The 13,255-nt window shown below is 70.6% G+C and carries 12 protein-coding genes; 5 read left to right on the forward strand and 7 right to left on the reverse strand.

All coding sequences use genetic code 11. The annotated features are described in order from the left end of the window. Window positions 1-531: 531 nt before the first annotated feature. The gene (locus tag ACIBEA_RS10130; RefSeq protein WP_399259378.1) at window positions 532-3,018 is read right to left on the reverse strand and encodes a YfhO family protein; all 2,487 of its coding nucleotides are present in this window, start codon (window positions 3,016-3,018) and stop codon (window positions 532-534) included. Window positions 3,019-3,424: 406 nt separating this feature from the next. Here ACIBEA_RS10130 and rpsL point away from each other — a divergent pair, with 406 nt between their 5' ends. The 4 genes from rpsL to tuf all read left to right on the forward strand — a co-directional run bounded on the left by rpsL (window position 3,425) and on the right by tuf (window position 7,780). After that, the gene (rpsL, locus tag ACIBEA_RS10135; protein ID WP_007265893.1) at window positions 3,425-3,796 is read left to right on the forward strand and encodes a 30S ribosomal protein S12; all 372 of its coding nucleotides are present in this window, start codon (window positions 3,425-3,427) and stop codon (window positions 3,794-3,796) included. A gap of 2 nt (window positions 3,797-3,798) precedes the next feature. Beyond that, entirely contained in the window at window positions 3,799-4,269 is a 471-nt protein-coding gene (gene rpsG / locus ACIBEA_RS10140; protein ID WP_399259379.1) for a 30S ribosomal protein S7, read from the forward strand. A gap of 39 nt (window positions 4,270-4,308) precedes the next feature. Then, window positions 4,309-6,438 (forward strand): elongation factor G, encoded by a 2,130-nt coding sequence (gene fusA, locus ACIBEA_RS10145; RefSeq protein WP_399259380.1) that lies wholly within the window; start codon window positions 4,309-4,311, stop codon window positions 6,436-6,438. A 148-nt stretch (window positions 6,439-6,586) separates the two neighbouring features. Continuing rightward, the gene (tuf, locus tag ACIBEA_RS10150) at window positions 6,587-7,780 is read left to right on the forward strand and encodes an elongation factor Tu (protein WP_399259381.1); all 1,194 of its coding nucleotides are present in this window, start codon (window positions 6,587-6,589) and stop codon (window positions 7,778-7,780) included. A gap of 126 nt (window positions 7,781-7,906) precedes the next feature. On the opposite strand, the gene ACIBEA_RS10155 is transcribed toward tuf, so the two are convergent. Next, window positions 7,907-8,080 (reverse strand): hypothetical protein, encoded by a 174-nt coding sequence (locus tag ACIBEA_RS10155; protein ID WP_399259382.1) that lies wholly within the window; start codon window positions 8,078-8,080, stop codon window positions 7,907-7,909. Between the two features lie 202 nt (window positions 8,081-8,282). Between ACIBEA_RS10155 and ACIBEA_RS10160 the strand changes: the two genes are divergently transcribed. Continuing rightward, window positions 8,283-9,398, forward strand: a complete 1,116-nt coding sequence (locus ACIBEA_RS10160) for a LuxR C-terminal-related transcriptional regulator (protein ID WP_399259383.1) — start codon at window positions 8,283-8,285, stop codon at window positions 9,396-9,398. Here ACIBEA_RS10160 and ACIBEA_RS10165 read toward each other — a convergent pair. Genes ACIBEA_RS10165 through ilvE form a run of 5 tightly spaced genes read right to left on the reverse strand, consistent with a single transcriptional unit; the run spans window position 9,376 to window position 13,235 of the window. Next, the gene (locus tag ACIBEA_RS10165) at window positions 9,376-9,885 is read right to left on the reverse strand and encodes a hypothetical protein (protein WP_399259384.1); all 510 of its coding nucleotides are present in this window, start codon (window positions 9,883-9,885) and stop codon (window positions 9,376-9,378) included. The two genes, ACIBEA_RS10160 and ACIBEA_RS10165, sit on opposite strands and share 23 nt — an antisense overlap. Next, window positions 9,882-10,112 (reverse strand): chorismate mutase, encoded by a 231-nt coding sequence (locus tag ACIBEA_RS10170; RefSeq protein ID WP_354382757.1) that lies wholly within the window; start codon window positions 10,110-10,112, stop codon window positions 9,882-9,884. Before ACIBEA_RS10170 ends, ACIBEA_RS10165 begins: the two co-directional genes overlap by 4 nt. Window positions 10,113-10,142: 30 nt before the next feature. Then, the gene (locus ACIBEA_RS10175) at window positions 10,143-11,444 is read right to left on the reverse strand and encodes an MFS transporter (RefSeq protein WP_399259385.1); all 1,302 of its coding nucleotides are present in this window, start codon (window positions 11,442-11,444) and stop codon (window positions 10,143-10,145) included. 34 nt (window positions 11,445-11,478) lie between these two features. Then, window positions 11,479-12,288: a cyclase family protein gene (locus tag ACIBEA_RS10180; RefSeq protein WP_399259386.1), complete on the reverse strand. Its 810-nt coding sequence runs from the start codon at window positions 12,286-12,288 to the stop codon at window positions 11,479-11,481. After that, window positions 12,285-13,235: a branched-chain-amino-acid transaminase gene (gene ilvE / locus ACIBEA_RS10185; protein WP_399259387.1), complete on the reverse strand. Its 951-nt coding sequence runs from the start codon at window positions 13,233-13,235 to the stop codon at window positions 12,285-12,287. The genes ACIBEA_RS10180 and ilvE overlap by 4 nt, the downstream gene beginning before the upstream one ends. Between the last annotated feature and the right edge of the window lie 20 nt (window positions 13,236-13,255).

The following is a 13,255-nucleotide window of genomic DNA, read 5'->3' on the forward strand; positions in this document are numbered from 1 at the left end:
CCGGAGGCACCCCCACACCGGCCGGGCCTCCCTCGCCTCCGGCGGGGCCCTCAAACGCCGGGCAGGCTGAATACGCCCAGGCGGCCTCGGCACCAAGGCGGCCGGATCCAGCCCCGCCGGCGATTGAAGCGCCGCCGGAGGCACCCCCGCACCGGCGCGGGCCGGTCGCCTCCGGCGGGGCCCTCAATCGCCGGGCGGGCTGGATGTGCCCAGGCGGCGTCGGCACCAAGCCGGCCAGAACCAGCCCCGCCGGCGATTGAGGCGCCGCCGGAGGCACCCCCACACCGGCGGGGGGGGCCCCCCCCCCCCCCCACCCCCCCCCCCGCCCCCGGCGGCCCCGCGCCCCCCCCGCCCCCCCCCCCCCCCCCCCCCCGCGGGGGGGGCGCCCCGGGGGGGGGCCGCCCCGCGGGGGGGGCCCGGGCGGGGGGGTTGGCGGGGGGGTGGGGCGGGGGGGGGCCCCCCGCCCCGGGGGGGGGGGCGCCGGGGGTGGGCGGGGGCCCCCCCCCTCGGCGCGTGTGGGTGCGTCCCTGCCTACGCGGCGCCCGTCCTGCGGCGGCGGAGGGAGGCGATCGTTGCCGAGGTGAGGGCCAGGAGGGCCAGGGCGCCCGCGGCCAGGCCCGGGGTGAGGCCGCGGGGGGTGAAGGTGCACGACACCGTGCCGGTGGCCGGGGTCACCGGGAGGGCGACCAGGCCGTGGTAGGGGGTCGGGGTGGTGGCGGCGCCGCCCGCGGTGCACTGCCAGCCGGGGACGTCGGTCATCGCGAAGACGGCGGTGCCGGAGGCGCCGCGGGGGAGGGTGGCCTCGATGTCGTGGCCGCCGGCGGTGACCTTCGTGGCCCCGGTGGCCTTCAGGTGGGTGACGGCCGCGTCGAGGCGGCCGCGGTCCAGGCAGCCGACGGGGTGCTCGGGGGCGGCGCCCTGGGAGCGGGTCTCCACCGTCACCTCGACCGCGCCGGAGGCCGGGACCGCGCCGAGCTTCATGACCCCGGAGAGCTTGTCCTCGATCGGGCGCCGGGTGCCGTCGCTGACGACGGTGCCGTAGAGGGCGGGGGAGTACCAGTACAGCTCGGAGCCGGGCGTGCACCGGGCGGTGTACGTCTGTGCGGTGTCCGGGCCCGTGCGGGTGACCTTCGGGACGTCGTAGACGGCGGCGCCCAGCACGTCCTCCTGGTGCGCGTACACGCTGTCGGCGGGGTTCGGCGAGGTGAAGGGGGCGCTGCGGACGGTCACCAGGGGCGGGGCCGGGAAGCGGCCGGCCGTCCAACTGTTCGGGGCGTCGCCCGGGCGGACCCGGGCGCCGATCGAGAAGATCGCGTCGAGGACCGGGTTGTCGGCGCCGAAGAAGGTGCGGCCGTCGTTCTTGTAGCCGAATCCGAGGGGTTCGAGGGCCTTGTACGTGGCCTCGGGGAGGTAGCTGCTGTAGTACTGCGGACCCTCGGCCCGCAGGGCGAGGGCGTCGTTGTACGCGGTCTGCGGTGCGCCGGAGTCGGTCCGATATGCGGGCCAGCCGTCCACGTCGCGGACGGCGTCGAAGTGCTGGGAGATCGACCGGTTCGAGGTCACGGCGGGGGCGGCCCAGCGTTCGCGGGCCCGGCGCTCGTCGGCGTTCACCGCGGCCAGGGTGGATTCCGCGAAGACGACGCCGACCATGAGGACGGCGGCGACGGGCACGAGGTAACGCCGCTTGCCGCTGGTCACGAGGAGCAGCAGCGCGAGCAGCGAGACGCCCCCGCCGCCGAGGACCGCGGCCCAGGTGGCGCCGCCGAAGTCATTGGTGTGGCGCAGGACGAAGGTGGCGACGACCAGCAGGGCCGCGCTGAGCGCCAGGTGCAGCGGGCGCGGCCGGTGGGCGAGGGCCAGCCAGGCCAGCACCACCAGCATCCCGCTGAAGACGAAGGCCTCGCGGTACGGGTTGCCGTTCGGCACGGCCAGGCCGTGCCACAGGTACTGGGTCGGCGGGAACTGGAACGAGGCCGCCACCAGCACGATCGCGGCGCCCCACACCAGGCGGGTGCGCTTGGCGACGGCGGTGTTCAGGAGGAAGGAGCCGGCCAGGATCAGGCCGAGCGAGGCGATGTAGAGCCGGGGCCGGCCGCCCCACAGGTGGGTCGCGGGCAGCATCCCGCTGAGGAAGACCTCGATGCGCTGCGGGTGGAAGGAGGAGGCGTCGGTGGGCTGCGCCGCGCCGCTGGAAAGGAAGGACGGAAGGAGGAGGGGGAGGGTGAGCATGATGCCCACCGCCGCCGCGGTGGCCGCGCGCCACACGGCCCGCAGCCGCGCACCGGACTCCATGTCCCGGGTGATGAGACGGACGGCGAGCAGCACGCAGGCCGCCATCGTCGCCATCATCGCGGTGTAGAAGTTGCCGTACCAGGCCAGCGCGACGAGCAGGGCGACCGAGGGCCAGCGCCGCTGCTCCAGGCACCATTCGACCGCGATCCCGAGCATGGGCAGCGCCACCAGGCCCCACAGCCACATGGGGATGTACGAGGCGTCGCTCAGCGCCCATCCGCACAGGCCGTAGCAGGCGCCCAGTACCCCGCGCTGCCACCACGGGCCGGGGACCAGCTTGCCGAGGTAGACGGCCATCAGGGCCGCCGCGAGCCCCATGGTGAGCGGGGTGACCAGGAAGACCGCGAGGTCGACGCGGGCCCGCGGGACCAGCACGGTCAGCCAGGACAGCGGGTTGCCGAGGTAGGTGTAGTAGTCGGACAGGAACTGCTGTCCGAAGCCGCCGCGCCAGGTGAAGAGCAGGTCGCCGGCGGCCTGCCCGTGGACCAGGTCCCAGAGCGCGCGGTGGAAGGGCACGTACTGGTTGGCCTGGTCGTTCAGGGCCCGCCCGGTGTTGCCGAAGGGGTAGCTGCCGCGCAGCGCCCAGGCCGAGCAGAACGCGGCCGAGGTGACGAGGAAGGCGAGCAGGGGCGCGTACAGCCGCCGCAGGACCGGCCGCAGGCGGCGGCGGGCGGGCCGTGCGGGCTCTGGGGGCGGATCGCCGACCGTCGACCGCTCCGATGCCACGGTGCCCAATGTCTTGCTCCTGATGCTCGCCGATGCCGTCGGTGCGCCGCGCGTCCGCGGGGGCCCACCGGGGCCGGCGTCGGGTCGCGCGCTGTTCGATGATCGGTATGATGGATGGTTTCGGGTAGTTTAAGCGGCCGTGGGCCGGGCCCCCGGGGGCGGGCGACCCGGCGGGGGCATTTGTTTTGACCGGAGTGAATGCGGTAGGTACGCTCAGACCTTGTGCCTGGGGTGTGCCTGGGCTCCCGTGCGTGTCCATCAACCGCACGCGAGTCGCACTGGCCACCGTTATCCGTAGGGTCTCCGCGTTGAGCGGGGGCTGAGCGGGTACGACACACCCGACCGCGTGGGTCGGCAAATGTTCCAGGTTAGCTTCACTACACGGCACACAGAAACCGGAGAAGTAGTGCCTACGATCCAGCAGCTGGTCCGTAAGGGCCGGCAGGACAAGGTCGAGAAGACAAAGACCCCCGCGCTTGAGGCTTCGCCCCAGCGTCGCGGCGTCTGCACGCGCGTGTTCACGACCACCCCGAAGAAGCCGAACTCGGCGCTCCGTAAGGTCGCGCGTGTGCGTCTGACCTCCGGCATCGAGGTCACGGCCTACATTCCGGGTGAGGGACACAACCTGCAGGAGCACTCCATCGTGCTCGTGCGTGGTGGCCGTGTGAAGGACCTGCCGGGTGTTCGCTACAAGATCATCCGCGGTGCGCTTGACACCCAGGCTGTCAAGAACCGCAAGCAGGCCCGCAGCCGCTACGGCGCCAAGAAGGAGAAGTAGAAATGCCTCGTAAGGGCCCCGCCCCGAAGCGCCCGGTCATCATCGACCCGGTCTACGGTTCTCCCCTGGTGACGTCGCTCATCAACAAGATCCTCATGAACGGCAAGCGCTCCACCGCTGAGCGCATCGTTTACGGCGCCATGGAAGGCCTCCGCGAGAAGACCGGCAACGACCCGGTCATCACGCTGAAGCGCGCGCTCGAGAACGTCAAGCCGTCCCTCGAGGTCAAGTCCCGCCGTGTCGGTGGCGCCACCTACCAGGTGCCGATCGAGGTCAAGCCGGGTCGTCAGTCGACCCTCGCGCTGCGCTGGCTCGTGGGTTACTCCCGCGCCCGCCGCGAGAAGACGATGACCGAGCGCCTCATGAACGAGCTGCTGGACGCGTCCAACGGTCTCGGTGCTGCCGTCAAGAAGCGTGAAGACACGCACAAGATGGCCGAGTCCAACAAGGCCTTCGCGCACTACCGCTGGTAGTCCGAACCCACATCGAGACCGAGAGAAGACTGAGCCGATATGGCTACCACTTCGCTTGACCTGGCCAAGGTGCGCAACATCGGCATCATGGCCCACATCGACGCGGGCAAGACGACCACCACCGAGCGCATCCTGTTCTACACCGGTGTGTCGTACAAGATCGGTGAGGTCCACGACGGCGCAGCCACGATGGACTGGATGGAGCAGGAGCAGGAGCGTGGTATCACCATCACGTCTGCCGCCACCACCTGTCACTGGCCGCTCGAAGATGTTGACCACACCATCAACATCATCGACACCCCGGGTCACGTCGACTTCACCGTCGAGGTGGAGCGTTCGCTCCGCGTCCTCGACGGCGCCGTCACCGTGTTCGACGGTGTGGCCGGCGTCGAGCCGCAGTCCGAGACCGTTTGGCGTCAGGCGGACCGCTACGGCGTCCCGCGTATCTGCTTCGTCAACAAGCTCGACCGCACCGGCGCCGAGTTCCACCGCTGTGTCGACATGATCAAGGACCGCCTCGGTGCGGTTCCGATCGTCATGCAGCTCCCCATCGGCGCCGAGATGGACTTCCAGGGCGTTGTCGACCTGGTCACCATGAAGGCGTTCGTCTGGTCCGCCGAGGCGACCAAGGGCGAGATGTACGACATCGTCGACATCCCGGACACCCACAAGGAAGCCGCCGCTGAGTGGCACGCCAAGTTGGTGGAGACGGTCGCCGAGAACGACGACCAGATCATGGAGCTGTTCCTCGAGGGCATCGAGCCCACGGCCGAGCAGCTGCACGACGCCGTGCGTCGCATCATCATCGGTTCCGGCAAGGGCACCGGCGCCACGATCACCGCGGTGTTCTGTGGCACGGCGTTCAAGAACAAGGGCGTTCAGCCCCTGCTCGACGCCGTCATCCGCTACCTCCCGTCGCCCCTGGACATCGAGGCCATCGAAGGCCACGACGTCCGGGACGCCGAGGTCGTCGTGAAGCGCAAGCCCTCGGACGACGAGCCCCTCTCGGCGCTCGCGTTCAAGATCATGCGCGACCCGCACCTCGGCAAGCTCACCTTCGTCCGGGTTTACTCGGGCCGCCTGGAGGCCGGCACTGCGGTGCTGAACTCCGTCAAGGGCAAGAAGGAGCGCATCGGCAAGATCTACCGCATGCACGCGAACAAGCGTGAAGAGATCGCCGCGGTGGGCGCCGGTGACATCGTCGCCGTCATGGGTCTGAAGCAGACCACGACCGGTGAGACGCTGTGTGACGACAAGGCACCCGTGATCCTGGAGTCCATGGACTTCCCGGCTCCGGTCATCCAGGTCGCCATCGAGCCCAAGTCCAAGGGCGACCAGGAGAAGCTGGGTGTCGCCATCCAGTCCCTGGCGGAGGAGGACCCCTCCTTCCACGTCCACTCGGACGAGGAGACCGGCCAGACCATTCTCGGTGGTATGGGCGAGCTGCACCTCGAGGTGCTGGTCGACCGTATGAAGCGCGAGTTCAAGGTCGAGGCCAACGTCGGCAAGCCGCAGGTCGCTTACCGCGAGACGATCCGCAAGACCGTCGAGCGTCACGACTACACCCACAAGAAGCAGACCGGTGGTACCGGTCAGTTCGCCAAGGTGCAGATCGCGATCGAGCCGATCCTCGAGGCCGACGGTCCGGCGTACGAGTTCGTGAACAAGGTCACCGGTGGCCGCATCCCGAGGGAGTACATCCCCTCGGTCGACGCGGGTGCGCAGGAAGCCATGCAGTTCGGCATCCTCGCGGGCTACGAGATGACTGGCGTCCGCGTCATTCTTCTCGACGGTGGCTACCACGAGGTCGACTCCTCGGAGCTCGCCTTCAAGATCGCCGGTTCGCAGGCCTTCAAGGAGGCCGCGCGCAAGGCGTCTCCCGTGCTCCTCGAGCCGATGATGTCCGTTGAGGTCACCACGCCCGAAGAGTCCATGGGCGATGTCATCGGTGACATCAACTCCCGCCGTGGCCAGATCCAGGCCATGGAGGAGCGTCACGGCGCTCGCCTCGTGAAGGGCCTCGTGCCCCTCTCGGAGATGTTCGGCTACGTCGGAGACCTCCGCAGCAAGACCTCGGGTCGCGCCAGCTACTCGATGCAGTTCGACTCCTACGCCGAGGTTCCCCGGAACGTCGCTGAGGAGATCATCGCGAAGGCCAAGGGCGAGTAACTCTTCCGAGTACACGCTTTAGGCTTGTCACCGGAGCCTCAGGGGCAACAGGAGCAACCCTCCGGTTGCCCCGGGGTACCGGCTTTCCAGCAAAGATCACCTGGCGCCAATCTGTAAGGCGTACAGAACCACTCTCCAGGAGGACCCCGTGGCGAAGGCGAAGTTCGAGCGGACTAAGCCGCACGTCAACATCGGCACCATCGGTCACATTGACCACGGTAAGACGACCCTCACGGCCGCCATTACCAAGGTGCTGCACGACAAGTACCCGGACCTGAACGCGGCTTCGGCCTTCGATCAGATCGACAAGGCTCCTGAAGAGCGTCAGCGCGGTATCACCATCTCCATCGCGCACGTCGAGTACCAGACCGAGGCGCGTCACTACGCCCACGTCGACTGCCCGGGTCACGCGGACTACATCAAGAACATGATCACCGGTGCCGCGCAGATGGACGGCGCGATCCTCGTGGTCGCCGCCACCGACGGCCCGATGCCGCAGACCAAGGAGCACGTGCTCCTGGCCCGCCAGGTCGGCGTTCCGTACATCGTCGTCGCCCTGAACAAGGCCGACATGGTGGACGACGAGGAGATCCTGGAGCTCGTCGAGCTCGAGGTCCGTGAGCTCCTCTCCGACTACGAGTTCCCGGGCGACGACCTTCCGGTCGTCCAGGTCTCCGCGCTCAAGGCGCTCGAGGGTGACCCCGAGTGGAGCGCGAAGCTCCTCGGCCTGATGGACGCTGTCGACGAGGCGATCCCGACCCCGCCGCGTGACACCGAGATGCCGTTCCTCATGCCCGTCGAGGACGTCTTCACGATCACCGGTCGTGGCACCGTCGTCACCGGTCGTATCGAGCGTGGTGTCCTGAAGGTCAACGAGACCGTCGACATCATCGGTATCAAGGAGACCAAGACCACCACCACGGTCACCGGTATCGAGATGTTCCGCAAGCTCCTCGACGAGGGCCAGGCGGGCGAGAACGTCGGTCTGCTCCTCCGCGGCATCAAGCGCGAGGACGTCGAGCGCGGCCAGGTCATCATCAAGCCCGGCTCGGTCACCCCGCACAAGGAGTTCGAGGCTCAGGCCTACATCCTGTCGAAGGACGAGGGTGGCCGTCACACCCCGTTCTTCAACAACTACCGCCCGCAGTTCTACTTCCGTACCACGGACGTAACGGGCGTCGTGACCCTCCCCGAGGGCACCGAGATGGTCATGCCCGGTGACAACACCGAGATGACCGTCGCGCTGATCCAGCCGGTCGCCATGGAAGAGGGCCTGAAGTTCGCCATCCGTGAGGGTGGCCGGACCGTCGGCGCCGGCCAGGTCACCAAGATCAACGCCTGATTTCAGGCCTGATCCGACCTGGTAGCTCTGCGGAGCACCATGCACTGAGGGGCCCTTCCCCGTCGCGAGAGCGACGGGGAAGGGCCCCTCAGCGTTTCCCCCGGAAGACGTGCCCCGGGGGTCGTGCTACGACCAGCCGTTGTCGAAGGTGGTGGCCGTCTTCACCGGGGCGGACCAGCCGTTGTCGCCGGCGACGTTCTGCCCGGTGCTGGAATCCATAGGAGACTGGCCGATAATGAGGGCCAGCGCCGCGGCTACACCGGCGATGAGCAGGGCGATTCGGGCAGAGATCGACTGCATTGTGTGGGTCCTTTTCATGCTGATAGGTCAGAACAGCATCAGATTGCCGGTCGACATGCGGCGCTGATCAGCCAGTTTTTGACGTTCTCCGGATGGCCGGCTGGCTTGTCTTCGAGTAGCTTGCCGCGCGCAGGAGCCGCACGGGACCCCCCTTGACCTGCGGTATTCACGTCTGTCGCAAACACGAAGGGTGGCGAAGTCGATGGAGTACGGCGAAAACGGAGCCGCTGAGGTTCCGCCGGCGGAGCTGACACCCGACGGGTTGCGGCTCTACGAGTTCGTGGCCGGTCTGCCCTCCTTCGCCCCGGAGGAGGTGGCGGGTCCGCTGGGGCTCGGTGAGCTGGAGCTACAGGCGGCGGTCGAGCAGCTGGAGGCGCTGCGGCTGCTGCGCCGGGACGCGGAGAACGAGAACCGGCTGGCGGTGGTCTCCCCGCAGTTCGCGGCCGGTCAGCTGCTGTGGCCGATGGAGCGCAGGATCCGCCGGCAGGCCGAAGCGGTGGAGCGCATCCGCACCTCCTTCGCCACGCTGGGGCCCTGTTACCAGCTGGGTCAGCAGCGCCAGCAGCGCAAGGCCGTGGAACTGCTGACCGATCTGGACGACGTACGACGGCTGATCGACGGGCTGACGGACAGCTGCCAGACCGAGGCGCTGCACGTGCAGCCGGGCGGCGCGCGCGACCCGGAGGCGCTGAAGAAGGCGCGCGGCAGCATGGCGCGGCTGCTCGAACGCGGGGTGAGCAGCCGGTCGATCTACCAGCACCCGGCCCGCTACAGCCAGCACACGGTGGAGTTCGCCGAGTGGATGATGGAGCGCGGCGCGGAGGTGCGCACCCTCGCCGACGGTCCGGACCGGATGCTGATCTACGACCGCCGGGCGGCGGTGGTCAGCGTGCAGGGGAACTCGGCGCACGCCCTGGTCGTCTACGAGCCCAACCTGGTCGCCTTCATGGTGACCTCGTTCGAGACGGCGTGGCGGGCGGCGGACCCGTTCCCCGTGAGCTTCGACCGCGAGTGGGCGAAGCAGGTCTCCGAGGACCTGCGCCACTCGATCGTGCGGCTGCTGACCGAGGGCCTGGACGACAAGGCCATCTCGCGCAGGCTCGGGATGTCGGTGCGGACCGTGCAGCGGCACGTCGCGGAGATCATGCGGTCCCTCGACGCGAAGAGCCGCTTCCAGATCGGCTACCTGGTCGGCCTGGAGGAGGCGGGCGTGGTGCTCGACGGCGAGTCCCGGGCGGGCGGCGCCGGGGGCGGTGCGGTCGGAGAGGGCGCGGTCGGGGAGGGTACGGCCCCCGTCACCACTGGGCCCGGGGCCTAGGCGGTCCCACGTCCCGGCGGCTGTGGCCGAAGGTCATGGCCCGCATGACCGCGGGGTCGGTCCGCCCGGCGAGCAGTGCCTCCAGGACGGAGCCGAGCGCGGCCGCGAGCCGGAGGTTCTCGTCCCGGAGCAGGGGCCGCGCGGGCGTCGGGGCGAGCCAGTCCAGGCCGGGCGGTGGGGCGCCGGGCAGGACCATCACGTACTCGTGTTCGCGCGCGTACGGGCCCCCGTGCGGCGACCGGATCCACCATGCGGCCCCGGCGCCCTCCAGCGGGGGCACCGGCGGGGCGACGAGCCGGGGGATCCGGCCGGTCAGCTCCCGTACCAGGGCGGCCGCCGCCGCGGCCGGGTCGGCCTCGGCGGCCAGCGGGGCGTGGGGCAGGGCGAGCGTCCCGCCGGGCAGGACGCCCACCCGCCAGGGGCCGGCCGGGGCGCCCGTCTCCAGGGCGGGCGTGCGGGCGTAGACGTAGCACCGGACGGCGGTCACCGCCGGGGCAGCCGGTCCGGGAGGCCGAGGAGCAGCAGGGCCAGGTTGACCCCGGGGCGGCCGAATTCCTCCTGGTAGCGGTCGATGACCACGTTCTCCTCGGTCAGCGAGGTCCGGGCGCCGCCGGAGGTGACGCGGGCGCGGGTGCGCGCGCGGGCGGCCTCGGCGCGCCGGCCGACGAGGTGGATGATCTGCTGGTCGAGGACGGCGATGTCGTCGGGCTGCATGGGGTTCTCCGTTGTGGTGGTCACGGGGGGTCAGCCGGCCGGTACGAGCGCGGCGGCGCCGGGGTCGGCGGCGGCGGGGGCGGTACGGGCCCTGCGGCGCAGGGTGGTGAGGGCGACGAGCCCGCACAGGGCGGCCAGCGGCAGCCAGACCCAGAGCGGGTCGCCGAGGCCGATGAGCGCGATGCCCGCGGAGGGGCCGAAGAACATGCCGATGCCCATCATCGAGTTGCACAGGGCGCTGGCCCGGGTCAGCTCGCGGTCGGGCACCTTGGAGATCAGCCAGGGGTGGAACGAGCACGAGTAGGCGCACTCGCCGAGGCCGAAGAAGGCCGCGTAGAGGATCAGCCCGGTGAGCTGGACGGGCCCGGGGCCGAAGGCGCTCAGGCCGGCGCAGAGGAAGCCGATCACCCACAGGGCCACGGCGAGGCGCAGTCCGCGTTCCTCGGAGTGCTTCTCCAGCAGCTTCCCGAGGGGGCGTTGGCAGGCCACGATCACCACGACGTTGACGGTGAGCATCACCGAGATCCAGCCGATGCCGGTGTCCATGAGCTGGTCGGCGACGAGCGGGGCAGTGGCCTCGAACTGGCTGAAGCCGAAGAGGTACGCGCCGAACTGGAACAGGGCGGCGGTCAGCGAGGCGCGGACGAGCATGCCGGTGCCGAAGGCGGCGGGGGCAGCGGGGGCGGCCTTTTCGGGTGTCGCGCCGTCGGGTGTCGGGCCGGCCGCCGCGGATTCCGCGATCCCGGGGACCTTGCGGGCCAGGACCAGGACGAGGGCCACCGGCAGGTATCCGGCGGCGTTCACCAGCAGCAGCCAGGTGATGGCCTCCCGGGAGAAGGCGGCGAGGAACAGGCCGGCCACCAGGGAGCCGCCCGCCAGCGTGGCGTTGAGGATCTGGTAGCGGCGGGCGAAGACCGCGCGCCGTTCCTCGGGCGGCACCAGGGAGTTCACGATCGGGATGATCGCGGCCATGAAGGCGCCCTGGCCCGCGCCGCCGAGCACGGCCGCCGCGCCCGCCTCGGGCAGGGTCGTGGCGCCGCTCAGCACCCCGAAGGAGCCGACCCACAGGAGCAGGCCGAGGACGCCGAGCAGGTGCCGGGGGACGCGTACGACCGCGGCGGTGAGCAGCAGTGACACGGCGAGGTTGGCCAGGCCGCAGGCGCCGTAGTAGACGGCGACCCCGGCCGTCCCGATCCGCGGCTGGGCGGCCAGGTGGATCCCGATGAAGGGGAAGACCATGCCGTAGCAGAAGGACGACAGGCCGTGCAGGACCAGGATGCGGTTGACCGACCTGCGGCGGAGCGCGGCCAGGGCGTCGGGCGTCGGGCTCATGGGTGCCTTCCGGGGCGGCGGGAACGGGGGACGGTCAGGCGCCGGTGGCGGCGGGCACGAGGGCGAGGATGCGGGCGGGGCTGCCCGATCCGCCGACGATGGGCAGCGGCGCGGCGATCAGCACCGCGCCCTGGGCGGGCAGCCGGTGCAGGTTGCGCAGCTGGGTGATGCCGTACTTGTCGGCGCCGTGGAAGTACCAGTGGCAGGGGTAGGGCTGGTCCTCGAACTCGCCGGCGAGTCCGGCGTCGGTGCCGACCGTCTCCACGCCGATGCCGATGACCGCGGTCTCCTCGGCGAGCCAGCGGGCGCAGTCCGGGGCGATGCCGGGGGTGTGCCGCCCGTTGAGGAAGGTGTCCTGGTCGCCCTGGCGGGCCTCCCAGCCGGTGCGGTAGAGCAGCCAGCCGCCCGCCGGGAGGTCGCCGTGCTCCCGCTGCCAGGTCTCCACGTGGTGGCGCTGGAGCAGGAAGTCGGGGTCGGCCGCGGCTTCGGCGGAGAAGTCGAGCACGGCGGCGGGGCCGACCAGCCGCTGCGGCGGTACCTGGGAGACGTCGTCGAGGTCGCGGCCCGTGAGCCAGTGGACCGGCGCGTCGAAGTGGGTCCCTGTGTGCTCCGAGAGGCGGATGTTGTTCCAGTAGACGGTCGGTCCGGCCTCGTCGTAGTGGCTGATGACCTCGCGCGCGAACGGCCAGGGCTGGCCGCGCTCCGGCGGGAGCTGGATCAGCGGGGTCTGCTCGGACAGCGGCGAGGTGAGGTCGACGACCTCGACGGAGCCGTCGAGGAGGGCGCCCAGCAGCGGCGCGAGGGCGGTGGCCGTGGTGGGTATGCCGGCGGCGGCGGTGCTCATGCGGAGGTCTCCGTCGTGTGGACGATCGTGTTCCAGTGCCGGTAGTCGGGGTGCTGGTCGCGCACCACTGCGTCGTAGAGCTCCTGGAGCTTGCGGGTGGTCACGCCGGGTGCGCCGTCGCCGACCGGGATCCGGTCGATGGTGGTGACCGGGGCGACCTCGGCGAGGGTGCCCGCGACGAAGATCTCGTCGGCGGTGTACAGCTCGGTGCGGTCGATCTCGCGGCGCTCCATCGGGATGCCCAGCTCGTTCGCGGCGAGTTCGCCGAGGGTGGCGACGGTGATGCCTTCGAGCACGCCGCTGGTCCCGGGCGGGGTGATGAGCTTGCCGTCGCGCAGCATCACGACGCAGGAACCGGGCGCCTCGGAGACGGTGCCGCGCTGGTTGAGCAGGAGCGTGGTGTCGTAGCCGTTGCGCACGGCTTCGTGGTGGGCGAGCCGGCTGTTGTGGTAGTTCGCACCGGCCTTGATGCGCGGCGGCATGCTGTCGTCGCTGATCCGGCGCCAGGACGAGATGGTCGCGGAGAGCCCGCCGTCGAAGCCGCGGCCGCGGGGGGCGCGGGTGGTGGTGATGTGGGCGCCGGCGTCGTCGGTGTGGCTGAGCGGGTCGCCGTTCGGGCCCATGTTGAAGTACGAGACGACGCAGATGTGCGCGTCCTCGTCGAAGGCGTTGGCCTTCAGCACGTCGAGCACGCCCTGCTTGAGCTGTTCGTCGGTGAAGGGGATCTCCATGCGCAGCGCCTTCATCGAGCGGCGCAGTCGGGCGAGGTGCTCGTCGATGCGGAAGACCGCGAGGCCCGAGTGGTCGGGGCGGCGGTAGGCGCGCAGGCCCTCGAAGACGTTGGCGCCCCAGAAGGCGCCCTGCGAGCGGGCGTGGACGGTGCAGTTCTCCCAGTCGACGACGGCGCCGTTGAGCCAGCCGTGGGTGGGGAGTCGGGGGACGGTCATGGGGTGCTCCTGCGGGGGAA

The sequence above is a fragment of the Streptomyces sp. NPDC051555 genome (assembly GCF_044454405.1).
In the GTDB taxonomy this organism is placed as follows: domain Bacteria; phylum Actinomycetota; class Actinomycetes; order Streptomycetales; family Streptomycetaceae; genus Streptomyces.

Excerpts from the sequence above, each read along its gene's own strand:
- ACIBEA_RS10160 (WP_399259383.1), top strand. The coding sequence starts at position 8,283 with ATGGAGTACGGCGAAAACGGAGCCGCTGAGGTTCCGCCGGCGGAGCTG.
- ilvE (WP_399259387.1), bottom strand. The coding sequence starts at position 13,235 with ATGACCGTCCCCCGACTCCCCACCCACGGCTGGCTCAACGGCGCCGTC.
- ACIBEA_RS10155 (WP_399259382.1), bottom strand. The coding sequence starts at position 8,080 with ATGCAGTCGATCTCTGCCCGAATCGCCCTGCTCATCGCCGGTGTAGCC.
- fusA (WP_399259380.1), top strand. The coding sequence starts at position 4,309 with ATGGCTACCACTTCGCTTGACCTGGCCAAGGTGCGCAACATCGGCATC.
- ACIBEA_RS10170 (WP_354382757.1), bottom strand. The coding sequence starts at position 10,112 with ATGCAGCCCGACGACATCGCCGTCCTCGACCAGCAGATCATCCACCTC.
- rpsG (WP_399259379.1), top strand. The coding sequence starts at position 3,799 with ATGCCTCGTAAGGGCCCCGCCCCGAAGCGCCCGGTCATCATCGACCCG.
- ACIBEA_RS10175 (WP_399259385.1), bottom strand. The coding sequence starts at position 11,444 with ATGAGCCCGACGCCCGACGCCCTGGCCGCGCTCCGCCGCAGGTCGGTC.
- ACIBEA_RS10180 (WP_399259386.1), bottom strand. The coding sequence starts at position 12,288 with ATGAGCACCGCCGCCGCCGGCATACCCACCACGGCCACCGCCCTCGCG.